The organism is Pseudomonas sp. LBUM1653 (assembly GCF_059716115.1).
On record NZ_CP166803.1, the window covers coordinates 1,435,182 to 1,461,821 of the forward strand.

Below are 26,640 nucleotides of genomic sequence, written 5' to 3' on the forward strand. Positions count from 1 at the left end.
CAAGGAACAGCCGCTATGAAAAACCCATCCCCGACCGTTTCCATGGCGGACAAAGTTGCCCTGATCGACAGCCTCTGCGCCAAGGCGCGGATCCTGCCGGTGATTACCATTGCCCGCGAGCAGGACATCCTGCCGCTGGCCGATGCCCTCGCGGCCGGTGGCCTGACCGCCCTGGAAGTGACCTTGCGTTCGCAGTTCGGCCTCAAGGCCATCCAGGTCCTGCGTGAGCAGCGTCCGGAACTGGTGACCGGTGCTGGCACCGTACTTGATCGGCACATGCTGGCCGCGGCGGAAGCTGCGGGTTCGCAGTTCATCGTCACGCCAGGCATCACTCGCGACCTGCTCGAAGCCAGCGTCGCCAGCCCGATTCCTCTACTGCCCGGTATCAGCAATGCCTCGGGGATCATGGAAGGCTACGGTCTGGGCTATCGCCGCTTCAAACTGTTCCCGGCAGAAGTCAGTGGTGGCGTCGCGGCTATCAAGGCCCTGGGCGGCCCGTTCGGCGAAGTGAAATTCTGCCCGACCGGCGGCGTGGGACCTGCCAATATCAAGAGCTACATGGCGTTGAAAAACGTCATGTGCGTGGGTGGTAGCTGGATGCTTGATCCGGAGTGGATCAAGAACGGCGACTGGGCCCGCATTCAGGAATGCACCGCCGAGGCCTTGGCGCTGCTGGACTGATCCGCTTTACCTGACACTTCGTTGTGTGTTCTACGGCTTTACGGTGCGCTTGGTCGGTGCACCGTTTTTTTTGCCCGCAAAAAAAACGTGTGGGAGCGAGCTTGCTCGCGATGGCGGTGTGTCAGGCGACAAAAGGGTTGAATATTTCGGCCTCTTCGCGAGCAAACCCGCTCCCACAAGGACATCATGCGATACATAGTTACCGCATCTCGAATTTAGCCCAGTGCTAGCCTGCGTTCATCTTATGGAAGAGAGAACGTCATGGACGACAACACCTCTGCGGCACCGGTTTATTTGCTGTCACCCGAACAAATAGCCGGCCCGTATTTTCGCAATCCGAAACTCATCAGACGAAACATCAGCGAAAGCGCCGAAGGTGTTCCTTTGGTGCTGCGTTTGAACATCGTCGATGCCATGACCGCTCAGCCGGTCACCGATGCGCTGGTGGACATCTGGCACTGCAATGCACGCGGGGCGTATTCGGGCTGGAGCAAGGTCAACCCGGACCTGGAGGTCGACGCTGGAGACATTGGCGCGATCCCGCGTACCGACGACGACACCTACCTGCGTGGCGGGCAATTCACCGATAAAAAAGGCATCGCCCGGTTTACCACGATCTGTCCGGGGTTTTATGCCGGACGGGCCTTGCACATTCACGTCGCCGTGCGCATCACCAGTGGCAACAACTATCTACAGGAGCGCCACGTCGCGTGGGTCGGGCAGATGTACTTTCCCGGAGTGGTCGCGCGCTCGGTGCTCAATGCCCGGGAATATCGCGGTCGGGCCAGCGCGCCATTGAGCAACGATCAAGATTTTTATTATCAGAACATGGGCGGTGAAGCCTCGACCCTGAACATCCATACCCTCGGCCGCGACTCGAATGAAGACGGCTTTTTCGGGCACATGACTATCGGCATCGACACCTTTGCGGTGTCGACGCAGATCAAGCCCGAAGACTTCGACAAATACACCGTGTGACCTCAGCGCAGTTCGGTCAACGCCGTAGTCAACAACATCATGTCGGCCGCAGTGCTGGTCAGCCCCGGCGTGATGCGGATACACGGACCACACGCCGCACCGCTGCGCACGACGGTGAACAGGTTGTAGTCGCGCAGCAACCGCTCGACCATTGACTGTTGGTGGGCATGGGCGGTAAAGCGCATCGACGTGATACCGCAATACAACCTTGGGTCATCCGGCGTCATGACCTCGATGCCCGGCAGCTCGCGTGCCGGCCTGACCCACAGGTTGCGCAAGTAGTTGAGTCGTGCACCCTTGGCGGCGGAACCGCCCATCGCATGATGCTCCTCAATGACCAGCGGCAGGGTCAGCAATGCCGGAATGTTCGGCGTGCTGTACGGCGTACGGGCGCGGATATCGGTAGCCGTGAAGTGCATCTCGCCCATGTCCGGGTCGATGTCGGCCAGGCGCTCATGGGCGATAAAGATGAAACCCAGGGTCAGCGGCGCACCGATCCACTTGTGCAGGTTGTAGGCAGCGAATTCGATGCCCAACTCATTGAGGTCGAATTCGAACTGGCCCAGCGCATGGGCGCCGTCGAGGATCACGTCGATGCCGTGTTCCCTGGCGGCGGCTGCAATCGCCTGCACCGGCATTACCAGGCCGGTGCGGTGGGTAACGTGGGTCAGGGCCATCAACTTGAGTCGCGGGTAACGCGTGAAGGCTTCGCGGTAGGTGGTCAGCAGGCTGTCGAAACTGGCGGGATGCTGGTGTTCGATCTCGATCACTTCGACACCGCGGTTGCGCGCCAGCCAGCGCATGGCGCCCTTGACTGTGTCGTACTCCAGATCGCTGAACAGTACCTGGTCGCCTGGCCGTAAGCGGTTGTAGTTGCGGATCAGCGATTGCAAACCGTCCGTCGCGTTGCGGGTGAGGGCGACGCTTTCTGCGGCAACACCAATCAACCCGGCCACCTGCGCGCTGATCTTCTGGCTCTCGCCCTGTTCGAAACGCTGACGCACATAGACCGAGTTGCTGCGGTTGATCAGCTCGATATTGCGTTGATATTCCTCGACCACCGTGCGCGACATACGCCCGAAATAACCGTTCTCCAGATTGATCGGGCCATGTTGCACATCGTAGCGGTCGGCAAAGGTTCGCCAAAAAGCTTCATCACGGGCGCGGCGGGTGTTGTCGGGCATGGGTTACTCGATGAGTGGGCGGTTTCAATGACGGGGCGCGGGTTTGCCATGTTTGGCGCGCAAGGGTTCGAGTAACTCTGACAAGCCGTTGTGATCGATTTCCTGCATCAGGGCCAACAAGCCGCCCAGTTCGCCATGGGGAAACCCTTCACGGGCGAACCAGTTGAGATAAGGGCCAGGCAGGTCGGCAATGATTCGCCCTTTGTATTTGCCGAAGGGCATTTCACGGGTGATCAGGAGTTCGAGCTTTTCAGGATTCATCAAATAGTCGTCTTGATTCAAACAGTCTGGAAAATACAGGCATTCTGCATGCAGGCCAAATGACAGATCATGCAAAAAAAGCGGACATGGATTTCTATTTAAACTGTAAGTTATTGAAATTAAATATAAAAAATATCAATTCAAAGCTGGCATGCAGGGTGCAACACCTATTGCATCTTTCATCAACCCGCGAGGAATTGAAAATGACCGACATGAATAAAGAAGCCATCTCTGTACTCAACGACCTGATTGAAACCAGCAAGGACGGTCAGGAAGGGTTCAAGACTTGCGCTGAAGACATCAAGCACCCTGAACTTAAATCCGTGTTTGTGCAACGTTCCGCAGACTGCGCCAGTGCGGCCGCCGAACTGCAAGCGGCGGTGCGTTCCATGGGTGGCGATCCAGAAACCTCCACCAGTGTCAGCGGTGATTTGCATCGCCGCTGGGTCGATGTGAAGTCGATGTTCACCGGTAAGGACGAAGAGGCTGTACTGAACGAAGCCGAGCGTGGTGAAGACCATGCACTGAAGGCTTATCGGGAAGCCATGGAAAAAATCAACAAGCACAACCTGGTGGGCATTCGTGACATCGTTGAGCGTCAGTACCATGGCGTACAACGCAATCACGATCAGGTAAAAGCCCTGCGTAACCAGGCTCGCGCGCGCTCGTAAGCGTCCGTTAGCTGTCAAAAACGCCAGCCAGTCTGGCGTTTTTTTGTGCCCCGCCATTAACACTGCAATAACCCTTGTAGGAGCTGCCGAAGGCTGCGATCTTTTGACTGCTTTGAACCCGCTGAAGAGCAAGATCAAAAGATCGCAGCCTTCGGCAGCTCCTACAGGGCCCGCGTTTTTTGACGGTCCGTGGGTGAAGCCGTCTATCGTTAAATCGTCTTTTCAAGAGTCCATTTCGTGCCAATCACCCTGCAGGCTTTGTTCGCGCCTGACCGCCGCGCCGTGCAATTCGCGATCAAGACTTTGATCGGCGGGGGCGTGGCGCTGTGGCTCGCGTTGCGCTGGGGCCTGGAGCAACCGGCCTGGGCGTTGATGACGGCCTTCATCGTGGCCCAGCCGTTGTCCGGGATGGTGCTGCAAAAAGGGCTGGCGCGGCTGCTGGGGACATTGGTCGGGACCATCATGTCGGTAGTGTTCATGGGCGTCTTCGCCCAGACGCCCTGGCTGTTCCTGTTGGCCCTGGCGTTGTGGCTAGGGCTGTGTACCGCCAGTTCAACGCTGTTGCGCAGCGCCTGGTCCTATTCATTTGTGCTGGCCGGTTACACGGTGGCGATCATTGCCTTGCCGGCCATCAATCATCCGCTGACGGTATTCGATCAGGCGGTGGCGCGTTGCACGGAAATCTGCCTGGGGATTATCTGCGCCACTGCCAGCAGTGCCTTGCTCTGGCCGCTGCGGGTCGAACGACAATTGGCGGATCAGGCCCGGGCTGCCTGGCAAAGCGGCATCAACGCCGCGCGGGCGACCCTGGCCGGTGATGGTCAGGCGCGTAAAGGGCTGCTGGAAATCCTTGGAAGAATCGTCGCGGTGGACGCCCAGCGTGAACACGCCTGGTTCGAAGGCAGCCGTGGCCGGCAGCGCGCGCGGGCCATCAGTGGCTTGAGCCAGAAGCTGTTGATGCTGCTGCGTATTGCCCGATCGGTGCGTCGGCAGTGGAAGCAGTTGGAACCGCTGGAATCAGCGCAATTGCAACCGTGGATGAACGAGGTTCAGGAGGCGCTGAACAATGCCGATACCGCGACCTTGCAAGCCTTGCGCCCGCGCTTGCTCGATGCTTCCCATGATCCGGGCATCAGTTCTGCGCAGAGTTATTGCCTGGTCCGTTTCACCTTGTTGATGGATACCGCCATGGCGGCGAACGCGGCGTTGAAAGCAGTAGAGCAGGGCAGTGAAACACTCGACCCGCCGAGAACCCTGACACCGCACCGCGATCTGTCCCTGGCCCTGGTTTTCGGCGCCCGCAGCGCACTGGCTTTCCTGGTGGTGTCGTGCTTTTGGCTGGCAACCGCCTGGCCTGCCGCAGCCGGTGCACTGGTGTTGACCTGCGTGGTGTGCAGCCTGTTTGCCAGTCGTGAGAACGGTGCGCAGATCGGCATGAGTTTTATGCGGGGTATTTTCCTGGCCATTCCAGCGGCCTTTATCGTCGGGCAGATTTTGCTGCCGCAATGGAGCAGTTTCGCGATGCTTTGCCTGGGCATGGGTGTGCCGCTGTTTTTCGGCGCGCTGGGCATGGCCAAGGCGCAGATCGGCGCTACGGCCACTTCGTTTTGCCTGCATTTCATTGTGTTGGTCGCGCCGCTGAACCAGATGCAGTTCGGCGTCGCGACGTTCTTCAACAGCGTGCAGGCCATGGTGATCGGTGTCGGCGCGGCCGTGCTGGCGTTCCATTTGCTGATCCTGCGCAACCCGACCTGGCATGGCCGACGCCTGCTGGCGGCAACCCTTGACGATCTGGTGCGCCTGACCCGGCGCAACCTGGCCGGCGCCGAAAGCTGGTTCGGCGGGCGCATGGCCGACCGCTTGCTGCAACTGGCGCGGCATTATCCGGAACTGCCGGAACCGGCGCGCAGTCGCTGGGACGACGGCTTGCTCGGCCTGGACATCGGCGACGAATTGCTGCACCTGCGCTTGAGTCTGGCGGTGGCACAGGTGCCGATCACGGCGCCGCAACGGCGTTATCTCGATGACCTGGAAAAGGTCCTGCGCCAAGGTCCGGCCGGTAGTCGCGCCGAGGCATTGGCCGAGCCGAGCGAAGCGTTGCTGCAAACCTTGTACGCCTTGCCCCCCAGCGACGCGGTGAAGCTGGCCCAGGGCGCGGTGTTGCAATTGCAAAACAGCTGGCGCGCCTGGTGCCATCAGCAGGAGGAAATTGATGGGCTTGCGTGAGTGGTCGCTGGGCGGCGTGCTGCTCAGCCCGTTCCTGATTTATGTGGTGCTGGCACTGTTGGTGACCGGCGCCTTGCGCCTGTTATTGCGCCTGACGCCGGTGAGCCGCTGGATCTGGCATGAAGCATTATTCGATTGCGCCTTGTACGTCTGCGTATTGACCGTGATCACCGTCGTCCTCGGACCTTTGTAAGGAGTTGAATATGCGGACCTCCGTACGTGTCGTGGTCACCCTGTGTCTGGTGGCGGTGGCGATTTTTGCAGGTTGGCATTTGTGGCAGTACTACATGCTGACACCCTGGACCCGCGACGCGCGCATCCGCGCAGACGTGGTGGTGATTTCCCCGGATGTGTCGGGTTGGGTTCGAGAGCTCAAGGCCTACGACAACCAGCAGGTCAAGGCCGGCGATCTGTTGTTGAGCATTGACCGCGACCGTTTCGAAGCCGCGTTGGAAAAGGCCCAGGCCGTGGTGCAGACCCGCCAGCAGCAACTCAATTTACGCGAGCGCGAAGCCAGCCGACGCGCCAGCCTCGGGCCGCAGGCGATCAGTGCGGAGCTGCGGGAAAACGCGCAGATCAACGCCGGTATCGCTCGTGGCGAACTGCGCGAAGCCCAGGCCGAAGCCAAGGCCGCGCAAATCAATCTGGACCGCAGCCAGGTCCATGCCCCGCGCAACGGGCACATCACCAACCTGCGCCTGGCCCAGGGCAACTATGTGAATGCCGGGCAATCGGTGATGGCCCTTATCGATGACTCGACCTTCTATGTGCAGGCGTATTTCGAAGAAACCAAACTGCCGAGGATTCGCGTCGGCGACCCGGTAAAAGTCTGGTTGATGAGTGCCGGGGATGCCTTGCAGGGGCGGGTGGAAAGCATCAGTCGGGGGATTACCGATCGCAACACCACGCCGGATGGCCAGTTGTTGGCGGAGGTGGAGCCGACGTTCAACTGGGTTCGGCTGGCGCAACGGATACCGGTGCGGATCAAATTGGACAAGGTGCCTGAAGGGCTCAACTTGAGTGCGGGGATGACCGCGAGCGTGCAGGTGCAGGAGGGTTCACGCTGAGTCTTGATCGTTCCCACGCTCTGCGTGGGAATGCAGCCCGGGACGCTCCGCGTCCCTTCAACAGCCGAACGCGGAGCGTCCGTGGAGGCATTCCCACGCAGAGCGTGGGAACGATCGATCGAAGCGGGCGGATCAGCCAATGCTGATCGGCGGCAACTCGGTCAAGGTCACACTCTGTTGCTTGCGCGGCGCCAGGATCTCCGCCTCGCCATCCACCACCAGCTCATCGCGCTGGTTGAACACGCGGGTGGCAATGCGCACACGAAACTTCGGCAGTTTCTCGAGAATTTCCAGGCGCACCGTCAGGGTGTCGCCAATCTTCACCGGCTTCTGAAAGCTCATCTGCTGGCCGATGTAGATAGTGCCCGGCCCAGGCAGCTCGCAGGCGACCGCGGCACTGATCAGCGCGCCGCTGAACATGCCGTGGGCGATACGCTCCTTGAACATGGTGCTGGCGGCGTATTCGGCGTCCAGGTGCACCGGGTTGTGGTCGCCGGACATCGCGGCGAACAGCTGGATGTCGCGCTCTTCAACGGTTTTGCTGAAGCTGGCGGTCTGGCCGATTTCGAGGGCTTCGTAAGGGGTGTTGGTAACCTGGGTCATGTGTCTCGATTCCTGTGACGAATTAAAAAATTCACAAAAAACTATTCGGTTCGCTGTGGTCGCGGATTGCTCAACGACTGGTTGATCCAGGCCAACACGTCGGTCGTCACTTCATCGCGGTTGATGTCGTTGAACAGTTCGTGCCGTGCCTGCGGGTAAACGGTCAGTTGCAGGCTCTGGCTACCAGCCTCGCGCAGCGCGTTGGCCAGATCCTTCAGACGCTTGCCTTCACTCACCGGATCACATTCGCCGCCAATCACCAGCAGTGGCAGGCCCGGATCGATCTGGGCGAGATTGGACGCTTTACTGATTTGCTGCAACCCGCCGAGCAAATCGATCCACAGCTGGTTGGTACAGCGAAAGCCGCACAGCGGATCGTTGGCGTACAGGTCGACTTCCACCGGGTCACGGCTGAGCCAGTCGAAGCGGGTGCGCGCCGGTTTGAATTTTTTGTTGAACGAGCCGAACGACAGCCATTCGATCAGGGCGCTACGCCCCTTGGGGCCCTGGCGCAGGCGTTCAACACGAGCGATTTGTCGGGCCGCGCGATAAAGGGCCACGGGCTGGAAGTTCGAACCGCTGAGAATGGCCCCGTGCAGGCTGGCGCTGTGGTGCAACAGATAGGCCTGGGCGATGTAGCTGCCCATGCTGTGTCCCAGCAGCACGATGGGCGCTCCGGGGCGCTGCTGGCCGATTTGCTGGTTGAGGCACGCCAGATCGCCCACCACTTTGGCCCAGCCGCCTTCGTCGGCGAAATGGCCGAGCGTCCCGTCTTCGGCAGTTTTGCCATGTCCACGCAGGTCTGGCGCATAGACGCCATAGCCCTGCTCGCAGAGTTTTCCTGCCAGGCGCGCGTAGCGACCGCTGTGTTCTGCCATGCCGTGAGCCAGCAGGATCACGGCCTTGAGCCTGCCAGCAGGCAACCACTGATTAACGAAGAGGCGGCTGCGGTCACTGGTGGTCAGCCAGAACGTGTCGTGGATCATGGCGATTCCTTTCCATGCATGGAGCGCGAGATGGTTGCATTGTATAGCGCATTGCGCCGCTGGCATCAGCCCACCCCACGGCGGGAAGATTCACACGGTCAATGACGCCTTTGCCCATATTTGCCTGATTCGCCATAGCTGCTAGTGTCCGTGAAGCTCCGCGTTCTGTTTTTGAGAAATGACAGATCAGCGGCCCCGGATCGGTTCAGGTAAAGAGGACAAGAACAATGCAACCTGATTTCTGGAATGACAAACGCCCGGCCGGCGTCCCCCTGGACATTGATGTCGCTGAATACAAGTCGGTCATCGAGGTGTTCGAGCGTTCCTGCAAGAAGTTCGCTGATCGCCCGGCTTTCAGCAACATGGGTGTCACCCTGACCTACGCCGAACTGGAACGCTACAGCGCAGCGTTCGCCGGTTACCTGCAAGCCCACACCGACCTGGTGCCGGGGGATCGCATCGCGGTGCAGATGCCCAACGTCCTGCAATACCCGATCGCCGTGTTCGGCGCCTTGCGCGCCGGGCTGATCGTGGTCAACACCAACCCGCTGTACACCGCGCGAGAGATGCGGCATCAGTTCAAGGACTCCGGTGCCCGGGCACTGGTGTACCTGAACATGTTCGGGGCCAAAGTCCAGGAAGTGCTCCCGGACACCGACATCCAGTACCTGATCGAAGCGAAGATGGGCGACCTGATGCCCGCCGCCAAGGGCTGGCTGGTCAATACGCTGGTGAGCAAGGTCAAGAAAATGGTCCCGGCCTACGCCTTGCCCCAGGCCATTTCCTTCAAGAGTGCGCTGCGCCAGGGTCGCGGCCTGGGGATCAAGGCGCTGAAAGCGGGCCTCAACGACATCGCCGTGCTGCAATACACCGGCGGTACCACCGGCCTGGCCAAGGGGGCGATGCTGACCCACGGTAACCTGGTGGCGAACATGCAGCAGGCGCGGGCCTGCCTCAGTCAGTTTACGGGCGATGGCCAGCCGCTGCTGCGCGAAGGCCAGGAGGTGATGATTGCACCGCTGCCGCTGTACCACATCTATGCGTTCACGGCCAATTGCATGTGCATGATGGTGACCGGCAACCACAACGTGCTGATCACCAATCCGCGGGACATCGGCGGTTTCATCAAGGAGCTGAAAAACTGGCGGTTCTCGGCATTGCTGGGGCTCAACACGCTGTTCGTCGCGCTGATGGACCACCCGGATTTCAAGACCCTCGACTTTTCCAGCCTCAAACTCACCAACTCCGGCGGCACCGCGCTGGTCAAGGCCACCGCCGAGCGCTGGGAGCAGTTGACCGGTTGCCGCATCACCGAAGGTTACGGCCTGACCGAAACCTCGCCTGTGGCCTGCACCAACCCGTATGGCGACCAGTCGCGCATCGGCACGGTCGGCCTGCCGGTGCCGGGCACCACGTTGAAGGTCATCAACGACGAAGGTGTCGAGCAGCCGTTGGGCGAGCGTGGCGAACTGTGCATCAAGGGCCCGCAGATCATGAAGGGCTACTGGCAGAAACCCGAAGCGACCAACGAAGTGCTGGATGCCGAGGGCTGGTTCAAGTCCGGCGACATTGCGGTGATCGACCCGGACGGCTTTGTGCGCATCGTCGATCGCAAGAAGGACATGATCATCGTCTCGGGCTTCAACGTGTACCCGAACGAAATCGAAGACGTGGTCATGGCTCACCCGAAAGTCGCCAACTGCGCGGTAATCGGTGTGCCGGACGAGCGTTCGGGTGAGGCGGTGAAGTTGTTCGTGGTGGCCCGTGAGTCGGGGGTCAGCCTTGAAGAGCTGAAAGCCTACTGCAAGGAAAACTTCACCGCATACAAAGTGCCCAAGCACATCGTCTTGCGTGAATCGCTGCCGATGACGCCGGTGGGCAAGATTCTGCGGCGGGAGTTGCGGGATATCGCATAACCGTTGAAATCCCGATCCCTGTAGGAGCGAGCATGCTCGCGATGGACGTCAACGATAACGCGCCCTGTCTGGATGATCGCGTTGTCCGGACGTTTTTCGCGAGCATTCGAGCGTCGACCGGCTGCTCCTACAGTTTTCAAAGCCCCGAATTTCGGGGCTTTCAGCGACATATAGGTTTTTTGCTCTAAAATGACCGGCTGCTATTCTTGAGTCACAAATGTGACCGTAGAGGCCGTTTTTGGCTCTAGTCGACCCTATTCAAAGCTGCTACTCTCGGCGCGCTTTGTGACTTCTCGGCTTGTAAAATAGCCAGATTCACCAATGACCAAACACCAATAATAATCGCATCAAATGCGGTGCTGAATTCGCGTTGCTGAGGAGTGGGCTTCCATGATCGAAGACTTTTGGAAGGATAAGTACCCAGCTGGAATTGCTGCCGACATCAATCCAGACGAGTACCCGAATATTCAGGCAGTGTTGAAGCAATCCTGCCAACGCTTCGCCAACAAACCTGCATTCAGCAACCTGGGCAGGACCATCACCTACGGTGAGCTGTACGAATTGTCCGGTGCCTTTGCCGCGTACCTGCAACAGCATACCGATTTGCAGCCGGGCGATCGAATCGCCGTGCAGCTGCCTAACGTGTTGCAGTACCCGGTTGCCGTCTTCGGTGCCATCCGCGCCGGCTTGATCGTGGTCAACACCAACCCGCTGTACACCGCACGGGAGATGGAACACCAGTTCAACGACTCCGGTGCAAAAGCCCTGGTTTGCCTGGCCAACATGGCGCACCTGGCGGAAACCGTGGTGCCGAAAACCGGGGTCAAGCACGTCATCGTCACGGAAGTGGCGGACCTGTTGCCACCACTCAAGCGTCTGCTGATCAACAGCGTGATCAAGTACGTGAAGAAGATGGTGCCGGCCTATCACTTGCCAAAAGCCGTCAAGTTCAACGACGTGTTGAGCAAGGGTCATGGTCAGCCAGTGGCCGAAGCCAGCCCGGCCAGCAGCGATGTCGCGGTGCTGCAGTACACCGGCGGTACCACCGGCGTGGCCAAGGGCGCGATGCTGACCCACCGCAACCTGGTGGCGAACATGCTGCAGTGCAAGGCGCTGATGGGTTCCAACCTCAATGAGGGTTGCGAGATCCTGATCACGCCGCTGCCGCTGTACCACATCTACGCCTTCACCTTTCATTGCATGGCGATGATGCTGATCGGCAACCACAACATCCTGATCAGCAACCCGCGCGACCTGCCGGCGATGGTCAAGGAACTGTCGAAGTGGAAGTTCAGCGGTTTCGTCGGCCTCAACACCTTGTTCGTGGCCCTGTGCAACAACGAAGGCTTCCGCAAGCTGGATTTCTCGGCATTGAAAGTCACCCTGTCCGGCGGCATGGCCCTGCAACTGGCGGCGGCGGAACGCTGGAAAGCGGTCACCGGTTGCGCCATCTGCGAAGGTTACGGCATGACCGAAACCAGCCCGGTGGCCACGGTCAACCCGATCCAGAACATCCAGATCGGCACCATCGGCATTCCGGTGCCGTCGACCCTGTGCAAAATCGTCAATGATGCCGGTGTCGAGCAGCCGATGGGCGAAATCGGCGAGCTGTGTGTGAAAGGTCCGCAAGTCATGAAGGGCTACTGGCAGCGCCAGGACGCCACTGATGAAATCCTCGACAGCGAAGGTTGGTTGAAGACCGGTGATATCGCCCTGATTCAGCCCGATGGATACATGCGCATTGTCGATCGCAAGAAAGACATGATCCTGGTGTCCGGTTTCAACGTGTACCCGAACGAGCTCGAGGACGTGCTGGCGACCCTGCCGGGCGTTCTGCAATGCGCGGCCATCGGTGTGCCGGACGAGAAGTCGGGGGAGGCGATCAAGATTTTCATCGTCGCCAAACCGGGCGTGACCTTGACCAAGGAGCAGGTGATGGAGCACATGCGCGCCAACGTCACCGGCTATAAGGTCCCGCGTTCCGTGGAATTCCGTGATGCGCTGCCGACCACCAACGTCGGCAAGATCCTGCGTCGGGAACTGCGTGATGAAGAGCTGAAGAAGATCAAAGCGAAGAACGCCGCATAAAACAAAAAGCCCCGCAGACGCGGGGCTTTTTGTTGCGCCTGACACAGGTAGACGACCTGTAGGAGCCGGCTTGCTGGCGATTGCGGTATATCCGACGCATCAATGTTGACTGATACACCGCCATCGCCAGCAAGCCGGCTCCTACAGGCGGAACGGCGCGAAATTGACGTTGGTGCCCGCCGGGCGCATGTCCTGCAGGTACGAATCCTTGTCGGCACTCAGTTCCAGGCTCAGGGCTGCCTTGCGCTTGCCTTCGTTGCGCACCACCAGGCCTTCGAGCTTCTCGCGCAGGAACACTGTCGGCACTTTCAGGTGCAGCAGTTCGTCGGTGTCCGGGGTATGCATCAGCAGGTGAATCCACTCGTACTGACCAACGGCCAGGCGCGACACCGGGATGTCGAACCACCAGATGTTGCGGTTGCGGTTCAGTTCGGTGAAGTGGCAGTTGTTGACGCCTAGCACAGCACCGCCCAGTTCCAGGTTTCTGCGGGCAATGGCCTGCTTTTTATCGAGTTTCATAACATTCCTACAAAATTGGATCTTCAGCGCCAGGGCCTGAATTCGTTGCGCATTCTCGGGGGTTGGCCGGTAAACATAAAGCCCAACCTGCTCGGATCGATGAAATGTCGCGCTAAAAATAAATGAAACTCCGTACAAACGCCTCCGGTCAACCTTCTGTAACCACTTTATTCATCGACATGTTCACAGGAGAAACACCATGAGCAGCACAGGCGATAAAGTTAAAGGCATGGCCAACGAAGCCGCTGGTAACGTCAAACAAGGCGTTGGCAAGGCTACCGGCAACGACAAAATGCGCGCCGAAGGCGTAGTGCAGGAAAAGAAAGGCGAAGCTCAGCAAGCAGTGGGCAAAGCCAAGGACGCTGTGAAAAAAGGCGTCGACAAGGCCTGATTCGGCCTTTGATTGGCGAAAGCGACGGCCATCCACGGATGGCCGTTTTTGTGTCAGCCTGAACTTGAGCACGGAAATTGTTTCCAAGTCGCCAGGTAAACTACTTTGATGTAGAAAACAGCCCCTGAGTCGCCACGACTTCAACCCTATCTTGATTGCGGCGAATGGAGACGCTAATGATTTTCCCGGACATGAGAGGCCTGCCTATCCACCGTGTGATGATGCGCACGGTCACTGAGTTCGTCGACGACGAAATGTCGACCTATGCCTCGGCGCTGGCTTATCAGATGCTGTTTTCGCTGTTCCCCTTCATTCTGTTTCTGATCGCCCTGATAGGTTTCCTGCACCTGCCTGACTTCTTTTCCTGGCTGCGCTTGCAGTCGGAACTGGTGTTGCCGCCCCAGGCGCTGGAGCAGGTTAACCCGGTGATCGACCAGCTCCAGCAATCCAAGGGTGGCCTGTTGTCAGTGGGTATCGTGATTGCCCTGTGGACCGCCTCGGCCGGTGTGCGGCTGATGATGAGCGCGATGAACGCCGCTTACGATGTGGTCGAAGGCCGTCCGGCGTGGAAGCGTTTTCCATTGTCGATCATCTACACCGTCGGTATCGCAGGCATGCTGTTGATCGCTGCCGCGCTGATGGTGCTCGGCCCGCAAGTGATGAGCTGGATCGCGGCGCAAGTCGGTCTCGAGTACTTCATCGTCACCCTCTGGACCATCGCCCGCTGGCCGGTGATCGTGATCCTGCTGATGGTCGCCGTGGCGCTGATCTATTACGTCATGCCTGACGTCAAGCAAGAGTTTCGCTTCATCACACCCGGCTCGGTCCTGGCGGTGGTGGTGTGGATCATTGCATCGCTGGGCTTCGGTCTGTACGTCAAGGAGTTCGCCAACTACAACGCCATGTATGGCAGTATCGGCGCGATCATTGTGCTATTGCTGTACTTCTACATCTCAGCCGCCGTGTTGCTGCTGGGCGCGGAGATGAATGCGGTGATCGAGCACATGTCGCGCGAGGGCAAGGACCCTGGCGAAAAGGTTCCCGGTGAGAATGGTCCCGTCCATGAAGAAAAACACCACGTGTCGGGACTGGGCCGCGATCATTCACAACCCAAACCCACCATTGACGAAACCTGACCATGATTCGTGAAATTCTGAAAATGGGCGATGAGCGCTTGTTGCGCATTGCCCCGCAGGTGCCGGCCGAAATGTTCGACAGCCCCGAGTTGTGGCAACTGATCGACGACATGTTCCAGACCATGGAAAGCGTCGGCGGGGTTGGCCTGGCCGCGCCACAGATCGGCGTCGACCTGCAACTGGTAATCTTCGGGTTCGAGCACAGCGAACGTTACCCGGACGCCGAAGCGGTGCCGCAGACCATTCTGATCAATCCACTGATCACGCCGCTGAGCCCGACTTTGGAAGAGGGTTTCGAAGGGTGCCTGTCGGTGCCTGGCCTGCGTGGCGCGGTGGATCGATATCAGCACATCCGTTACGAAGGGTTCGACCCCAAGGGCGAGCCGATCGTGCGTATCGCTTCGGGGTTTCACGCGCGGGTGGTGCAGCACGAGTGCGATCACCTGATCGGTCGGTTGTACCCGTCGCGCATCAGCGATTTCAGCAAGTTCGGGTTTACCGAGGTGATGTTCCCGGATCTTGATCCCAACGCAGACGACTGACCTGTTACGGCTCCAGGCCCATGGCAATCATCGGCTTGCTGCGGGCGTAGCGACTCAGGCGCTCGATCATGGCGTAGGGCATCGGCGGATCGAAGACAAAGCCACGACGCTGATAAAAATCCCGCAAGTCCGGATGACAGAACAGCCATACGGGGCTTTCAATGTGGCTGACGGCGGCGGCGATTAACGCGGCGGCGACACCCTGTCCGCGACAGGCCGGGTCGACAAACAACCCGGTCAACCAATGCCCGCCGGACACCGGACGCAAACACAGCGCTCCAACGATCTCGTCGCGCCGCGCAACCCACAATTGTGCGTCGCGGACCGCCTTCATCGACGATTGGTGGGCGCGATAAAACTTGTTCATCAATGGCCATAACGGCTCGTCGAGCCGGGTGTACTGGGTATCGGGCATGGTCTGGGACTGTCGGTACGCAAAGCGGACGATTATAAAAGAACACGCCGGCAGCGATAGGTGTATACCTGATCTCACATCCCCAGTCTGTGGAGTACGCATCATGTCCAAAGGTATGGATTCGAAGAAAGCAGCGAAGAAAAAACCGCTGAAGACCGCCATTGAAAAGCGCACGGAAAAGAAAGCCAAGAAGGTGGGCGTGTTCGGTCATTGAGCCCGCGCGGGTGATCGCTCCCATGCAATATGGGAGTGATCCTTATGAAAGAATCTGCAAAATCTGCCCATACAATTCAACCCTGTCTGAGAAAAGTCTGCATGGAGCTAAAGACCAACGCGACGCTGATCATTATCGACCAACAGAAAGGCATCCATCATCCGAAACTCGGTCGCCGGAACAATCTCCAAGCCGAGGAGCGCATGCTGGAACTGCTGGGCCATTGGCGCCGCAGCGCTCGGCCGGTGATCCATGTGCAGCATTTGTCCCGTTCAGAGGATTCAGTGTTCTGGCCTGGGCAGTCCGGGGTGGAATTCCAGGAGCGATTTCTGCCTGCGCCTGGCGAACGACACATTCAAAAACGGGTACCGGATGCGTTTTGTTCGACGGCTCTGGAAGCTGTTTTGCGCGAGGCGGGGATCGACCAATTGGTCATCGTTGGCGTGGCGACTCACAACTCGGTGGAGTCCACGGCGCGCACGGCAGGCAACCTGGGGTTTGAGACCTGGGTCGTGGAGGATGGCTGCTTTACCTTCGACAAGGACGATTTCTTCGGCAATGCCCACTCAGCCGAAGCGGTCCATGCGATGTCGCTGGGGAACTTGCATGGCGAGTACGCCACGGTCATCAGCACCGCACATATTCTGAATAACGACTGAATCTTCGTAGGAGCCAGCGGGCGGCGATCCGACTTGCCGGCGAACCAGGCAGTGCGGTGTGCCAGGCAGGCCGCTTGCTGCGACGCGGCGACCCGACAAGCCAGTCCTACATATCAGACGATCAAGCGCCGTGGCACTTCTTGAATTTCTTGCCGTTGCCGCATGGGCAAGGATCGTTGCGGCCAACGTCTTTCAAGGCGTTACGCACCGGTTCCTGGTGGGCGTGGCCGCAGTTCGGGCCGTGAACATGGCCATGGTCATGATCATGCTGGTGATGGTCATGATCGTGGTTGCAGTCTGGGCCATGGACATGGGGTTGCTGGGTCATCGGGGTTACTCCGGAATTAGATCGGCGGGGATTATCACGCCATTACGCGCCAGGTGCACGTAGTGAGCGATGAATAAACCGGTTTCCATCTCACCTTCCAGACGATAGGGAACAGCCTGCTCGGGGTTTTTCAGCTGTTTGACCAGGTCCTTGACCTTGGGCCACAGGTTGGTACGGATCGGCACCTTGTAAAAACGGCTGCTCCTGGGGTTAACGGAGACCCAGTGTTCATGCTCGCCTTCGGCCAACAGGATGTCGCCCAAGTGGATGCGATACTCCAGGCCACGCACGGTCAACTCGCTGTCGCGGCGATTGTCGATGCGAAAGTGCAGGACGAACCGTTGCTCCATCAGCTTGGCCCGCACGACTTCGACCCTGACCAGATGTACCTCGGGGTCTGGCTCGTCGGTGCTGAACCAGGATGCGCAGCCGCCGAGCCCCAGACAAAGAGCCAGCGTGAGCAGGATGTGTGCGAGTCGCTGGGTGATCATGGTCGTTTTTCTCCCTTGATCCCAGTCTAGCCGTTAAAAGATCGCAGCCTGCGGCGATCCGACTTGCCGGCGGGCGCCCTGACAGCCGACCATTCGCTTGCGGCTGTACCCGGTCCACTGTGGGAGCTGGCCTGCCGGCGATGGCGGCCTGACAGCCGACCTGGATGTTGTTGACCGAGTACATATCCATTCCTGCGGTAACGGCCACTTATGGTTTCGCTCTTACAGCGAGTCACTTGGAAGAGCCTGTAGATACTCTGTTCACGGTCAAGCTTTCGCGAGATGTTTTTTGCTAAAAAGCTTGGCCGTATTAAATTCTTCTCCGGAGCGCATGCATGCCCATAACCCGGTTAGGTATTTGCGCATGACCGCGCCGATGGCTTGCATTTTCTTCTTGCCGCGCGCTACCAGTGCCTCGTAGAAGGCCTTCACATTCTCATCACAACGGATTGCCGTCATCGCCGGCATGAACATCGCTGCACGCAAGTAAGCATTACCGCACTTGGACATTCGTCCTGGCCGGTTCACGCTGGTGCCTGACTGGGTCAGTCTGACATCCAGGCCTGCATAGCGGCTTACCTGTGCCGATTTAAGCGTCACTGGAAGGGTCGTCAGCTCAGCCAGTGCGGCGATGGCCGAGGCCTCTCCAACGCCGGGCGCCGCCATCATGCAGCGAAACTGCAAACTCAGATCCGGGCATTTGGCGATGGCCTCACGTGCGGCTTTCTTCAAGCGATCAATCCGGGAGTCCAGTCCTGCAATCGCCTCCTTCTCATCCTCGATCAGCAGCTCCACACTCGTTTCTGTTGCTTGTAGGGCGTGTAATTCGTTTTTGGCTCGTGTTCGATGGCCAATCAGTCGGTTGATGTGGCGACCAATCGCACGCAGCATCATCTGTTCCGCAGTGGGCGGGACCCACAGCCTAGGCCCCATACGCTCGCCGTATTCGGCCAGCAGTTGGGCATCGATCTGGTCAGTCTTGCTGTTTTGCAACATCAGCTTGGCAAAGTTGTGGAAGCTTTTGGGATTGATCACCGAGACCGGCAAGCCGGCGGCGTGCAACTCCATCGCAAGATCCAGGTAGTAAATACCGGTGGCCTCCATGACAACGCTTAGCGGCTTGAGACGTAGCAGCTTTTCCACAGCGGCCTTGCGACCTTTGGGTGTGTGCTGAATGTCTCCATTGCCTGCTGCTTTGCCGTTCTGCCGCCATCCCATGGCTGAACTGCGAGCACTGATATCTATGCCGACATGCGCATTCATTGCTTTTCACTTCCTTGGCTTTAGGTAAGATTGCACCTGGTTCCCCCGACCTCGAACTTCATGCCACTGCAACCTTGTAATGCGAAGTCCGACTTGTCGGCTTCTCGATACTCTTCGTGGTGGGCAATGAGGCGGGGGGGCCTCTCTACAGACAAGGTCAGGAGCAAATCCTGCCTTCAGGAGCGATCGGCCTCCCCCAGAAACGCACTTACTTGTGTGTACGCTGCCGAGCTTAACCTCTCTCGCTGGGTACAGGGACAACATACAAGGAGCGAGCATGCTCGCGATGGAGGTCAACGATGACGCGGGGAGCCTGACACCCCGCGTGCTCTCAGGTTTTTCGCGAGCATGCTCGCTCCTACAGAGCCCGCCGCGATGGGCCATCCTTGGCCCAGCGCGGCTAAACCGGCATCCATGCCGGTTTACCCACTGCGCAGAACCTCCACTCGGCCTCTCGATGGGGCAAGAAAATCAAAAGCCAAAGCAAAAGCGAGGCGGCCTTAAAGCCGACCTGATTACAGGCTTGTCCGCGATCCAATTGTGGGAGCGAGCCTGCTCGCGATGAACTTCCAGACAACGCGATCATCCAGACAGGGCGCGTTATCGTTGACGTCCATCGCGAGCAAGCATCGCTCCTACAGGGAAACGTGTTCACTTGAAATCAGGTCGGCTGTCAGGCCGCCTCGCTTTGGCTTTAGATTTGGGCGCCCCGTTAACCACGATGGCCGAACGCAGGCATTGCGCAGTGGGTAAACCGGCAGGACGCCGGTTTAGCCGCGCTGGGCCAGGGACGGCCCATCGCGGCGACCCACGGAGCAATGCCGGAGTGAGGGCATGCCGAGCCCAGGCGAGGCACCGAGTGGTGGGGCAAAGCCTTTTGGTTCCTTTTTGCTGGGCCGGCACTCCGGCGTTTGAAAAAGGGACTCGCCGTAAGGGCGAAACCCTAAGTGGCCGTTACCGCAGCAATGGATATGTACTCAGACAACAAATCTCCCACAGGTTTTGACGCGGCGTGGATCAACGTTGGTAGAGGCGCCGGTGGAGGTAGTCACGGGTTGACGGACAGGCTCAGGGCGTGATGGGGCAAGAAAATCAAAAGCAAAAGCAGAGCAAGAGCCGAAGCGAGGCGGCCTACCGGCCGGCCTGGTCGGCAGCCGTGCGCATAAACCACTGTAGGAGCCGGCTTGCTGCGGGCGGCGTTCCGACGATGGGGCCGTTGAATGTTGCATCAGGCTTTCGGACGCCTTCGCCAGCAAGCCGGCTCCTACAGATCGGGGTCAGCTACCGAAGTACCCCGAGCAGCACTTCTTGAACTTATGCCCGCTGGCGCAAGGGCAGGCGTCGTTGCGCCCGATGTCCAGTTGCACCGTAGGGTCGATGAAGTACCAGCGCCCGGCATTCTGCACGAACGACGAGCGTTCGCGATGGCTGTGTTCGCCGCTGCCGTCGTGCCAGCGTGCGATGAAAGTGACGAAGGCATGCTCCGGCTGGCCGCCAAGCACTTCGGAGCTTTCGACTTCAAGGCCCAGCCAAGTGCTCTGGGCGCTCCAGTCAGTGATTGATTGACGATCGAGCCCGGTCTGCTGGGCGGGCAGGGTGGTTGCCACCAGATAATCGATCAGGCCCAGCACGTAGGCGCTATAGCGCGAGCGCATCAGGGCTTCGGCGCAAGGTGCCGGATGTCCGGCATGGTAATGGCCACAGCAGGCATCGAGCAGGGTGCCGCTACCGCAAGGGCAAATGGATGTACTCATTGCGTTACCACCAGTATTTCCCGAAATTTTCCGGATTGGCCCAGAACCGTGAGTTGAGCCAGTCGGGTACTTGTTTATAGTCAAGCAGATCATAGGTGAACAGGGTCAGCACCTGCTCGTCACGCTGGAAGCGTTCGCTGGCTTGCAGCGCCAGGGAGAAAAAATCCGTTTCCTGCCAGCCGCTTGCCGGCAAGTCGGCCAGTACCGCGATGCGGCTGGCGTTGAGGTTGCGAATGCCCCCGAGCAGGTTCAGGCCATCCCGCTTGGGCAAGTGTTCAAGGCAGTCGACCACCAGCGCCAGGTCAAAGCGGCGCGCCGCCAGTTCTGCGGGCAACGGCCCGGGCGCCGTATGCGCCACGCTGCTGTCCGGGTGCGCAAGCTTGAACGCCTCAAGCGCGGGGAATTCGCTGGCGCCAATCAACAACAGGCGCGCGGGGGCGTAACGGTCCAGCAAAGCGGCCAGTGCCTGCTGCGGTGTGCGCGAAGAAATACCTGCAATCATCGAAGATCCTCAATCAGATTTGCCAAGACTAGCCTGCCCGCCGGTTCGAGCCTAGAGCCTGTTTGCTTCAAAAGAGACGATCTCCCGTGAACACGAGACTAAACTGCCATGGCCTATTGCTGGCGGAGATTAAAACTCCGGTCTTTACTCCCTGAATCGGTTCTAAGCCGATCCTTCAGGAGAAAACTAGATGAGCATAGTTCGGACAGCATTACCCCTGGTTCTGCTAACCAGTGTGTTGACTGGTTGCGCAGGTTTGCAGAAAACCGACTGGCCGACCTGTGCGGCGGTCGGTGGTGTCGTAGGTGCGGGTCTCGGCGCGACCGAGAGTTCATCATGGGCCGGTTATGGCGCGTTGGTAGTCGGTGCTACGGCGGCAGCCTATTGCTGGGTTCACGGTGATGGTGACGAAGATGGCGATGGTGTGCTCGACAGCCGCGACAAGTGCCCGGGCACGCCAAAAGGCGTGCGGGTCGATGCCGATGGTTGCCCACCACCAGCACCTGCTCCAGTGGTTGAAGAGGTCGTAGTGGTCAAGGAAGAAGTCATTGTCATTCGCGATGTCAACTTCCAGTTCGATTCGGCCAAGCTGACAGCCGCCGATAAAGACAAGCTCAACACAATTGCCAGTCGCCTGAAACAGGAAGCGGCCAGCGCCCGGCTGACCGTGACCGGTCACACCGACAGCGTGGGCAGCGATGCCTACAACCAGAAACTGTCGGACCGCCGCGCACATTCGGTGGTGGAATATCTGATCGAAAGTGGTGTGCCTCGCAGCAGCTTCGTGTCGGTCACCGGGGCCGGTGAAAGCCAGCCGGTTGCCGACAACAAAACCGCTGACGGCCGCGCGATGAACCGTCGCACGGAAATCAAAATCAACCGCTAGACCCCTCGCGTCCACGGCTTGTGCAGTCGTGGATGCGGGTCTTTACTCCTGTGTAACCGGCATCGGCCGGTGACACAGGAGCTTTCAAAAATGAGCAATCTCACACGGACCGTCTTGCCGGTTCTGCTGCTTGGCAGCCTGTTGACCGGTTGCGCTACTCACAGCGATGGCACCGCCCCCCTCAATCAACGTACCTGGCCGATCTGCAGCCTCATTGGCGGACTGGTCGGCGGAGGCCTGGGCGCTATTGGAAGTAGCGGTTGGGCGGCCGGTGGGGCGGCGCTCGGTATCTTGTCCGGTGGCTTGATCTGTTATGCCCAGGATGGCGACGAAGACGACGATGGCGTATTCGACCGTCGCGATCGCTGCCCTGACACACCTGCCAATACGCCTGTGGAGCATCATGGTTGCCCGCTGCCGCAATACCCGGCCAGCGTGAAACCTGAACCTGTGCAAGCCGAAGTCATCACCCTGAGCGATGCCGACGATGTGTTGTTTGCCTTCAATAGCGCTGACTTGACCCCCAGCATGCAAAGCAAGCTGGATTCAGTCATGGGTAAACTGCAGGACCCCAGCGTCGAGAGCATCAAGGTGATCGGTCATACCGACAGCGTCGGATCGGATGAGTACAACCAGGACCTGTCGCAAAGACGTGCCAGCAGCGTCGCTGGATATCTGCTCAGCCAGCACGTTGCGCCAAATAAAGTCACCAGCGAAGGCAAGGGTGAAAGCGAGCCTGTTGCCGATAACGAAACCGAAGAAGGACGCGCGAACAATCGCCGCGTGGAATTGCACATCAATCGCTGAGCCGCGCAATAGAGCCGTCGGGCGATGATTTACGTCGTTCCGTCGGCCATTTGCCATCTTCATCAAGAATTTTCGCATGTCCTCTGGCTTATCCCGCGTGGAAGCCGTTACTGTGCGTGCAAACAATAATTCTGATCGGGGGCGCGTATGAAGGTGATATGGGGGCTGGGGAGGCTGTTGACCCTGGTGTTCTGGCTGGTGGTGCTGGTCAATCTGCTGATGCCGTTCATCTATCCACTGCACCTGCTGGTCAACCTGGCCGGCTGCCTGCTGGCGGGGCTTCATCTGCTGGAGGCGGTGTTCTGCTACCGCAGCCTCAGGGGCCGTGCCCACCCTTGGCTCGATCGCTTGAAAGTGCTCATTTTCGGCGTTTTTCACCTGCAAACCATCCCGGCTCCTACCGCACGTAAGGCTTCCCATGCGTAAACTCTGTCTGCTCGCCGCCCTCATTAGCCCATTGGCTTGCGCCCAGGTAGTGAGTGTCGAAACCAACTCGCTGATGCGCCTGCCCAACACCACCAGCACCTTGCAACTGGAACGCCTGGAAGTGGCTGACTACGGCACCTTGCTGATTCCCTCGAACGTGATCGAAGTCAGCGTCGGCGAACTGCATCTGGGCCGCGACGCGCGAATTACCATTGTCCCCGGCGAACAGGCGCTGGAGCTGAAGGTCAATCGCGCCGAGTTGTCCGAAGGCAGCCAGATCACCGCGCGCGGCGCACCCGGGACTTACCAGAAGGCTGCCCGCTCCGGGCGCAATCTGAACTTGCAGATCAAGGCACTGAAGGCGCCGCAACTACTGGTGGATGCTCGCGGTGGCGCGGGTGCGCCGGGGTTTGTCGGCCTCGACGGGGCCAACGGCCAGGCACCGGGTTGCACTTGGGGCCAGGCGGGTCGCGGTGCCGATGGCAGCGATGGCAGTGATGGCCAGGCAGGTGCGCCTGGCGCGGCGGTCAGACTGGCAGTGCCGCGCGATTACCCGGCAGAACAGATCAAGGTTCAAGTGGCTGGCGGTGCAGGTGGCGTGGCCGGACCTGGTGGCAAGCCAGGGGCAGGCGGTAAAGCCAAGGGCTGCCTTGTCTACAAAGCCGATGGCGGCAAGAGCGGCAAGCCTGGCGTTGACGGGCAACCAGGGGCTGCGGGGGTTGCGGGTTCGGTGTCTGTTCAGCGGTTGTAATTCCCGAGACCGATCGTTCCCACGCTCTGCGTGGGAATGCCTCAAGGGACGCTCCGCGTCCAGTGACGCGGAGCGTCACGGGCTGCATTCCCACGCGGAGCGTGGGAACGATCAAAACATCGGTCGTGCCGCGGCAATCGCCACCAACACCAGGCCAACAATCAAATTGATCCCCACCAACCGGCGAATCCTTCCCAGCACCGCAGCCCCCGCCGGCCAATCCTGGGCCGTCACCGCGGTGCGCAACTCCGGCAACATCAACGCCTGGATCCGGATAAACAACGCGGTCATCACGACATACAACCCCATCATCACCTGCACGTAACGTGGCGCCGTTTCAAAACCGGTGTATTGCAAATGAATCATGCCGACACCGCTGATCGGCAACAGCACCACCGCGACCCAAACCCAGCGAAAAAAACCCTGAAACACTTCTAGCCAGAGCTTCAGCCGGGCAGGGCCTTCCAGTGCCTTCAAAGCCGCGGGGCGCAAGACCATCCAGGCGAAAAACATGCCGCCGACCCAGACCAGGGCCGCCAGTACATGCAGGCTATAAATGAGGCTAAAAGGTGTCATCGGGTTACTCCGTTCTGCGCGGGATTAATTAGCGGGGTATGATAGCGACCGAACCGAACCACTGAAAATTTATCCAGCGTTTTTTGCGCCCGACAATCCATGATCAGCACCGAACTCAAAACCACGATCCAGGGCGCCTATTCGCGTTTTCTCGAAGCCAAGAGCCTCAAGCCGCGCTACGGCCAACGTCTGATGATCGCCGAAATCGCCAAGGTCCTCGGTGACATCGACACCGACGACGAAGGCCGGCGCAGTGGCGACCCCGCGATTGTCGCGGTGGAAGCCGGCACCGGTACCGGCAAGACCGTGGCCTACAGCCTGGCGGCCATCCCCACGGCCAAGGCGGCCGGCAAACGCCTGGTGATCGCCACGGCCACCGTCGCCTTGCAAGAGCAGATCGTCTACAAGGATCTGCCCGACCTGATGCGCAACAGCGGACTGAATTTCAGCTTCGCGCTGGCCAAGGGGCGTGGACGCTACATGTGCCTGTCCAAGCTCGACATGTTGCTTCAGGAAGGTCACGCACAAACGGCCACCGCCCAGCTATTCGAAGAAGAAGGCTTCAAGATCGAGGTCGATGAGGCCAGTCAGAAGCTGTTTACCAGCATGATCGAGAAACTCGCCGGCAATAAGTGGGACGGTGACCGCGACAGCTGGTCCACTGCCCTGGAGGACGCCGACTGGGCGCGCCTGACTACCGATCACAGCCAGTGCACCAACCGCCATTGCCCGAATTTTGGCCAGTGCGCCTTCTACAAGGCCCGCGAAGGCATGGGCAAGGTCGATGTGATCGTCACCAACCACGACATGGTCCTGGCCGACCTGGCACTGGGTGGCGGTGCCGTGCTGCCAGATCCGCGCGACACGATCTACGTGTTCGACGAAGGCCATCACCTGCCGGACAAGGCCATCGGTCACTTCGCCCATTACACGCGCCTGCGCTCCACCGCCGACTGGCTGGAAACCACCGCCAAGAACCTCACCAAACTGCTGGCCCAGCATCCCTTGCCGGGTGACCTGGGTAAGTTGATCGAACAGGTGCCGGAGCTGGCGCGGGAGATCAAGACCCAGCAACAGTTCATGTTCACTGCCTGCGAGCAGGCCGCCGATTTCAAGCCCGGCGAAGATGTCGAAGGCCGCGAACGCCCGCGTCACCGTTTCGTCGGCGGGGTGATTCCCGAGCACATGCGCGAAATGGGCATTGAACTGAAGAAAGGCTTCGCGCGCCTGACCGACCTGTTTACCCGCCTGACCGAGTTGCTCAAGGAAGGCATGGACGGCGAGGTCAACATCGGGATCGCCAGTAACCAGGCCGAAGAGTGGTATCCGCTGTTCGGCAGCCTGTTGTCCCGCTCTTCGGGCAACTGGGAATTGTGGGTCGCTTTCACCGCTGAAGACCCGGAAGACAACCCGCCCATGGCCCGCTGGCTGACCCTGGCGGAAAGCGGCTCGCTGTTCGATATCGAGGTCAACGCGAGTCCCATCCTGGCGGCGGAAATGCTCCGGCGCAACTTGTGGAACGTGGCCTATGGCGCGCTGGTGACTTCGGCTACATTGACCGCCCTGGGCACCTTCGACCGCTTCCGTATGCGCGCCGGCCTGCCGAAAAAAGCCGTGACCGCCGTGGTGCCGAGCCCTTTCCATCACGCCGACGCCGGTGTGTTGCGGGTGCCGAACCTGAACGCCGATCCGCGGGATGCGGCGGCCCATACCGCAGCGATCATCCGCGATCTGCCAGAGCTGGTCGAAGGCTCAAGGGGCACCCTGGTGCTGTTTTCCTCGCGCAAGCAGATGCAGGACGTGTTCGACGGCCTGGACCGTGACTGGCGCAAGCAAGTGTTCATTCAAGGCAACCTGTCGAAACAGGAAACCCTGAACAAACACAAGGCGCGGGTCGATGGCGGTGATTCCAGCGTGCTGTTCGGCCTGGCGAGTTTTGCCGAAGGGGTCGACTTGCCCGGCGCGTACTGCGAGCACGTGGTGATCGCCAAGATTCCGTTCTCGGTACCGGATGATCCGGTCGAAGCGGCATTGGCCGAATGGATCGAGGCCCGTGGGGGCAATCCATTCATGGAAATTTCGGTTCCGGATGCCTCGCTGAAACTGGTCCAGGCCTGCGGTCGCCTGCTGCGCACCGAAGAGGACCGCGGCACCATCACCTTGCTCGATCGGCGCCTGGTCACCCAGCGCTATGGCAAGGCGATCCTCAATGCGTTGCCTCCCTTCCGTCGTGAAATTTCCTGATAAACCGGTGGGCAGTTTTGCCCACCGTGTTGTCTATCTCTCTACCATCGCTTTTCCATTGGCCCATCCGGGTCG

General features: G+C 59.5%; 29 protein-coding genes. 17 read left to right on the plus strand and 12 right to left on the minus strand.

Translation table 11 applies throughout. The features are described 5' to 3' along the window. Nucleotides 1-15 precede the first annotated feature (15 nt). Entirely contained in the window at nt 16-681 is a 666-nt protein-coding gene (locus tag ACA054_RS06460; RefSeq protein WP_497688660.1) for a bifunctional 4-hydroxy-2-oxoglutarate aldolase/2-dehydro-3-deoxy-phosphogluconate aldolase, read from the plus strand. A gap of 261 nt (nt 682-942) precedes the next feature. Beyond that, the gene (locus ACA054_RS06465) at nt 943-1,659 is read left to right on the plus strand and encodes an intradiol ring-cleavage dioxygenase (protein ID WP_497688661.1); all 717 of its coding nucleotides are present in this window, start codon (nt 943-945) and stop codon (nt 1,657-1,659) included. Nucleotides 1,660-1,661: 2 nt separating this feature from the next. Here ACA054_RS06465 and ACA054_RS06470 read toward each other — a convergent pair whose 3' ends face one another. After that, complete coding sequence (locus tag ACA054_RS06470; protein ID WP_497688662.1) at nt 1,662-2,843, minus strand: aminotransferase class V-fold PLP-dependent enzyme; 1,182 nt, start codon at nt 2,841-2,843, stop codon at nt 1,662-1,664. 24 nt (nt 2,844-2,867) lie between these two features. Continuing rightward, the gene (locus ACA054_RS06475; protein WP_003213031.1) at nt 2,868-3,104 is read right to left on the minus strand and encodes a DUF3820 family protein; all 237 of its coding nucleotides are present in this window, start codon (nt 3,102-3,104) and stop codon (nt 2,868-2,870) included. A 203-nt stretch (nt 3,105-3,307) separates the two neighbouring features. Between ACA054_RS06475 and ACA054_RS06480 the strand changes: the two genes are divergently transcribed. The 4 genes from ACA054_RS06480 to ACA054_RS06495 all read left to right on the plus strand — a co-directional run bounded on the left by ACA054_RS06480 (nt 3,308) and on the right by ACA054_RS06495 (nt 7,068). Then, nucleotides 3,308-3,775: a ferritin-like domain-containing protein gene (locus ACA054_RS06480; protein ID WP_497688663.1), complete on the plus strand. Its 468-nt coding sequence runs from the start codon at nt 3,308-3,310 to the stop codon at nt 3,773-3,775. 237 nt (nt 3,776-4,012) lie between these two features. Further along, on the plus strand, nt 4,013-6,001 hold the full coding sequence (locus ACA054_RS06485; protein ID WP_497688664.1) for an FUSC family protein: 1,989 nt from the start codon (nt 4,013-4,015) through the stop codon (nt 5,999-6,001). After that, nucleotides 5,988-6,194: a DUF1656 domain-containing protein gene (locus tag ACA054_RS06490; RefSeq protein WP_497688665.1), complete on the plus strand. Its 207-nt coding sequence runs from the start codon at nt 5,988-5,990 to the stop codon at nt 6,192-6,194. The genes ACA054_RS06485 and ACA054_RS06490 overlap by 14 nt, the downstream gene beginning before the upstream one ends. Nucleotides 6,195-6,204: 10 nt before the next feature. After that, nucleotides 6,205-7,068 (plus strand): efflux RND transporter periplasmic adaptor subunit, encoded by an 864-nt coding sequence (locus ACA054_RS06495; protein ID WP_497688666.1) that lies wholly within the window; start codon nt 6,205-6,207, stop codon nt 7,066-7,068. 132 nt (nt 7,069-7,200) lie between these two features. On the opposite strand, the gene ACA054_RS06500 is transcribed toward ACA054_RS06495, so the two are convergent. Next, a complete protein-coding gene (locus ACA054_RS06500; protein ID WP_046816629.1) occupies nt 7,201-7,671 on the minus strand; it encodes a MaoC family dehydratase in 471 nt (156 codons plus the stop codon). Nucleotides 7,672-7,712: 41 nt separating this feature from the next. Next, nucleotides 7,713-8,657: an alpha/beta hydrolase gene (locus ACA054_RS06505; protein WP_497688667.1), complete on the minus strand. Its 945-nt coding sequence runs from the start codon at nt 8,655-8,657 to the stop codon at nt 7,713-7,715. A gap of 227 nt (nt 8,658-8,884) precedes the next feature. On the opposite strand from ACA054_RS06505, the gene fadD2 reads away from it, so the two are divergent. Next, nucleotides 8,885-10,573 carry a long-chain-fatty-acid--CoA ligase FadD2 gene (gene fadD2 / locus ACA054_RS06510; RefSeq protein WP_497688668.1) on the plus strand — a complete coding sequence of 563 codons (1,689 nt, stop codon included), beginning with the start codon at nt 8,885-8,887 and terminating at the stop codon, nt 10,571-10,573. A gap of 390 nt (nt 10,574-10,963) precedes the next feature. Next, complete coding sequence (fadD1, locus tag ACA054_RS06515) at nt 10,964-12,661, plus strand: long-chain-fatty-acid--CoA ligase FadD1 (protein WP_497688669.1); 1,698 nt, start codon at nt 10,964-10,966, stop codon at nt 12,659-12,661. A 141-nt stretch (nt 12,662-12,802) separates the two neighbouring features. Here fadD1 and ACA054_RS06520 read toward each other — a convergent pair whose 3' ends face one another. After that, the gene (locus tag ACA054_RS06520) at nt 12,803-13,180 is read right to left on the minus strand and encodes a hypothetical protein (RefSeq protein ID WP_497688670.1); all 378 of its coding nucleotides are present in this window, start codon (nt 13,178-13,180) and stop codon (nt 12,803-12,805) included. Between the two features lie 199 nt (nt 13,181-13,379). Between ACA054_RS06520 and ACA054_RS06525 the strand changes: the two genes are divergently transcribed. The 3 genes from ACA054_RS06525 to def all read left to right on the plus strand — a co-directional run bounded on the left by ACA054_RS06525 (nt 13,380) and on the right by def (nt 15,249). Beyond that, complete coding sequence (locus tag ACA054_RS06525) at nt 13,380-13,571, plus strand: CsbD family protein (RefSeq protein ID WP_020798093.1); 192 nt, start codon at nt 13,380-13,382, stop codon at nt 13,569-13,571. Nucleotides 13,572-13,747: 176 nt separating this feature from the next. Then, nucleotides 13,748-14,707: a YihY/virulence factor BrkB family protein gene (locus tag ACA054_RS06530; RefSeq protein ID WP_497688671.1), complete on the plus strand. Its 960-nt coding sequence runs from the start codon at nt 13,748-13,750 to the stop codon at nt 14,705-14,707. A 2-nt stretch (nt 14,708-14,709) separates the two neighbouring features. Then, entirely contained in the window at nt 14,710-15,249 is a 540-nt protein-coding gene (gene def / locus ACA054_RS06535; protein WP_497638314.1) for a peptide deformylase, read from the plus strand. A gap of 4 nt (nt 15,250-15,253) precedes the next feature. Here the strand turns inward: def and ACA054_RS06540 are convergent, their stop codons facing one another. Beyond that, nucleotides 15,254-15,664, minus strand: a complete 411-nt coding sequence (locus tag ACA054_RS06540; RefSeq protein ID WP_497688672.1) for a GNAT family N-acetyltransferase — start codon at nt 15,662-15,664, stop codon at nt 15,254-15,256. A gap of 315 nt (nt 15,665-15,979) precedes the next feature. Between ACA054_RS06540 and ACA054_RS06545 the strand changes: the two genes are divergently transcribed. Further along, a complete protein-coding gene (locus tag ACA054_RS06545) occupies nt 15,980-16,537 on the plus strand; it encodes a cysteine hydrolase family protein (RefSeq protein WP_497690255.1) in 558 nt (185 codons plus the stop codon). Nucleotides 16,538-16,658: 121 nt separating this feature from the next. Here ACA054_RS06545 and ACA054_RS06550 read toward each other — a convergent pair whose 3' ends face one another. The 5 genes from ACA054_RS06550 to ACA054_RS06570 form a co-directional block, all read right to left on the minus strand. Then, nucleotides 16,659-16,865 (minus strand): SEC-C metal-binding domain-containing protein, encoded by a 207-nt coding sequence (locus ACA054_RS06550; protein WP_008056806.1) that lies wholly within the window; start codon nt 16,863-16,865, stop codon nt 16,659-16,661. A 5-nt stretch (nt 16,866-16,870) separates the two neighbouring features. Beyond that, nucleotides 16,871-17,356, minus strand: a complete 486-nt coding sequence (locus ACA054_RS06555; protein WP_497688673.1) for an LEA/WHy family protein — start codon at nt 17,354-17,356, stop codon at nt 16,871-16,873. 267 nt (nt 17,357-17,623) lie between these two features. Continuing rightward, nucleotides 17,624-18,619 (minus strand): IS110 family RNA-guided transposase, encoded by a 996-nt coding sequence (locus ACA054_RS06560; protein WP_497685826.1) that lies wholly within the window; start codon nt 18,617-18,619, stop codon nt 17,624-17,626. A 1,277-nt stretch (nt 18,620-19,896) separates the two neighbouring features. Beyond that, nucleotides 19,897-20,373 carry a YchJ family protein gene (locus ACA054_RS06565; RefSeq protein ID WP_497688674.1) on the minus strand — a complete coding sequence of 159 codons (477 nt, stop codon included), beginning with the start codon at nt 20,371-20,373 and terminating at the stop codon, nt 19,897-19,899. Nucleotides 20,374-20,377: 4 nt separating this feature from the next. Then, nucleotides 20,378-20,875: a DUF6231 family protein gene (locus tag ACA054_RS06570; protein ID WP_497688675.1), complete on the minus strand. Its 498-nt coding sequence runs from the start codon at nt 20,873-20,875 to the stop codon at nt 20,378-20,380. A 190-nt stretch (nt 20,876-21,065) separates the two neighbouring features. On the opposite strand from ACA054_RS06570, the gene ACA054_RS06575 reads away from it, so the two are divergent. The 4 genes from ACA054_RS06575 to ACA054_RS06590 all read left to right on the plus strand — a co-directional run bounded on the left by ACA054_RS06575 (nt 21,066) and on the right by ACA054_RS06590 (nt 23,745). Next, nucleotides 21,066-21,761 (plus strand): PA1041 family peptidoglycan-binding anchor lipoprotein, encoded by a 696-nt coding sequence (locus ACA054_RS06575; RefSeq protein ID WP_497688676.1) that lies wholly within the window; start codon nt 21,066-21,068, stop codon nt 21,759-21,761. A gap of 90 nt (nt 21,762-21,851) precedes the next feature. After that, a complete protein-coding gene (locus tag ACA054_RS06580) occupies nt 21,852-22,568 on the plus strand; it encodes a PA1041 family peptidoglycan-binding anchor lipoprotein (RefSeq protein ID WP_497688677.1) in 717 nt (238 codons plus the stop codon). 147 nt (nt 22,569-22,715) lie between these two features. After that, entirely contained in the window at nt 22,716-22,994 is a 279-nt protein-coding gene (locus ACA054_RS06585; RefSeq protein ID WP_497688678.1) for a DUF1145 domain-containing protein, read from the plus strand. Then, the gene (locus ACA054_RS06590) at nt 22,987-23,745 is read left to right on the plus strand and encodes a collagen-like triple helix repeat-containing protein (RefSeq protein ID WP_497688679.1); all 759 of its coding nucleotides are present in this window, start codon (nt 22,987-22,989) and stop codon (nt 23,743-23,745) included. The genes ACA054_RS06585 and ACA054_RS06590 overlap by 8 nt, the downstream gene beginning before the upstream one ends. 111 nt (nt 23,746-23,856) lie before the next feature. Here the strand turns inward: ACA054_RS06590 and ACA054_RS06595 are convergent, their stop codons facing one another. Then, entirely contained in the window at nt 23,857-24,321 is a 465-nt protein-coding gene (locus ACA054_RS06595; protein ID WP_497688680.1) for a CopD family protein, read from the minus strand. A 99-nt stretch (nt 24,322-24,420) separates the two neighbouring features. Here ACA054_RS06595 and dinG point away from each other — a divergent pair, with 99 nt between their 5' ends. Further along, nucleotides 24,421-26,565, plus strand: coding sequence for an ATP-dependent DNA helicase DinG (dinG, locus tag ACA054_RS06600; protein ID WP_110748887.1), 2,145 nt, complete (start codon nt 24,421-24,423; stop codon nt 26,563-26,565). The last annotated feature ends 75 nt before the right edge of the window (nt 26,566-26,640 follow it).

Coding starts and splice junctions, on each gene's coding strand:
- ACA054_RS06460 (WP_497688660.1), top strand. CDS start 16: ATGAAAAACCCATCCCCGACCGTTTCCATGGCGGACAAAGTTGCCCTG.
- ACA054_RS06465 (WP_497688661.1), top strand. CDS start 943: ATGGACGACAACACCTCTGCGGCACCGGTTTATTTGCTGTCACCCGAA.
- ACA054_RS06470 (WP_497688662.1), bottom strand. CDS start 2,843: ATGCCCGACAACACCCGCCGCGCCCGTGATGAAGCTTTTTGGCGAACC.
- ACA054_RS06475 (WP_003213031.1), bottom strand. CDS start 3,104: ATGAATCCTGAAAAGCTCGAACTCCTGATCACCCGTGAAATGCCCTTC.
- ACA054_RS06480 (WP_497688663.1), top strand. CDS start 3,308: ATGACCGACATGAATAAAGAAGCCATCTCTGTACTCAACGACCTGATT.
- ACA054_RS06490 (WP_497688665.1), top strand. CDS start 5,988: ATGGGCTTGCGTGAGTGGTCGCTGGGCGGCGTGCTGCTCAGCCCGTTC.
- ACA054_RS06495 (WP_497688666.1), top strand. CDS start 6,205: ATGCGGACCTCCGTACGTGTCGTGGTCACCCTGTGTCTGGTGGCGGTG.
- ACA054_RS06500 (WP_046816629.1), bottom strand. CDS start 7,671: ATGACCCAGGTTACCAACACCCCTTACGAAGCCCTCGAAATCGGCCAG.
- ACA054_RS06505 (WP_497688667.1), bottom strand. CDS start 8,657: ATGATCCACGACACGTTCTGGCTGACCACCAGTGACCGCAGCCGCCTC.
- fadD2 (WP_497688668.1), top strand. CDS start 8,885: ATGCAACCTGATTTCTGGAATGACAAACGCCCGGCCGGCGTCCCCCTG.
- fadD1 (WP_497688669.1), top strand. CDS start 10,964: ATGATCGAAGACTTTTGGAAGGATAAGTACCCAGCTGGAATTGCTGCC.
- ACA054_RS06520 (WP_497688670.1), bottom strand. CDS start 13,180: ATGAAACTCGATAAAAAGCAGGCCATTGCCCGCAGAAACCTGGAACTG.
- ACA054_RS06525 (WP_020798093.1), top strand. CDS start 13,380: ATGAGCAGCACAGGCGATAAAGTTAAAGGCATGGCCAACGAAGCCGCT.
- ACA054_RS06530 (WP_497688671.1), top strand. CDS start 13,748: ATGATTTTCCCGGACATGAGAGGCCTGCCTATCCACCGTGTGATGATG.
- def (WP_497638314.1), top strand. CDS start 14,710: ATGATTCGTGAAATTCTGAAAATGGGCGATGAGCGCTTGTTGCGCATT.
- ACA054_RS06540 (WP_497688672.1), bottom strand. CDS start 15,664: ATGCCCGATACCCAGTACACCCGGCTCGACGAGCCGTTATGGCCATTG.
- ACA054_RS06545 (WP_497690255.1), top strand. CDS start 15,980: ATGGAGCTAAAGACCAACGCGACGCTGATCATTATCGACCAACAGAAA.
- ACA054_RS06550 (WP_008056806.1), bottom strand. CDS start 16,865: ATGACCCAGCAACCCCATGTCCATGGCCCAGACTGCAACCACGATCAT.
- ACA054_RS06555 (WP_497688673.1), bottom strand. CDS start 17,356: ATGATCACCCAGCGACTCGCACACATCCTGCTCACGCTGGCTCTTTGT.
- ACA054_RS06560 (WP_497685826.1), bottom strand. CDS start 18,619: ATGAATGCGCATGTCGGCATAGATATCAGTGCTCGCAGTTCAGCCATG.
- ACA054_RS06565 (WP_497688674.1), bottom strand. CDS start 20,373: ATGAGTACATCCATTTGCCCTTGCGGTAGCGGCACCCTGCTCGATGCC.
- ACA054_RS06570 (WP_497688675.1), bottom strand. CDS start 20,875: ATGATTGCAGGTATTTCTTCGCGCACACCGCAGCAGGCACTGGCCGCT.
- ACA054_RS06575 (WP_497688676.1), top strand. CDS start 21,066: ATGAGCATAGTTCGGACAGCATTACCCCTGGTTCTGCTAACCAGTGTG.
- ACA054_RS06580 (WP_497688677.1), top strand. CDS start 21,852: ATGAGCAATCTCACACGGACCGTCTTGCCGGTTCTGCTGCTTGGCAGC.
- ACA054_RS06585 (WP_497688678.1), top strand. CDS start 22,716: ATGAAGGTGATATGGGGGCTGGGGAGGCTGTTGACCCTGGTGTTCTGG.
- ACA054_RS06590 (WP_497688679.1), top strand. CDS start 22,987: ATGCGTAAACTCTGTCTGCTCGCCGCCCTCATTAGCCCATTGGCTTGC.
- ACA054_RS06595 (WP_497688680.1), bottom strand. CDS start 24,321: ATGACACCTTTTAGCCTCATTTATAGCCTGCATGTACTGGCGGCCCTG.
- dinG (WP_110748887.1), top strand. CDS start 24,421: ATGATCAGCACCGAACTCAAAACCACGATCCAGGGCGCCTATTCGCGT.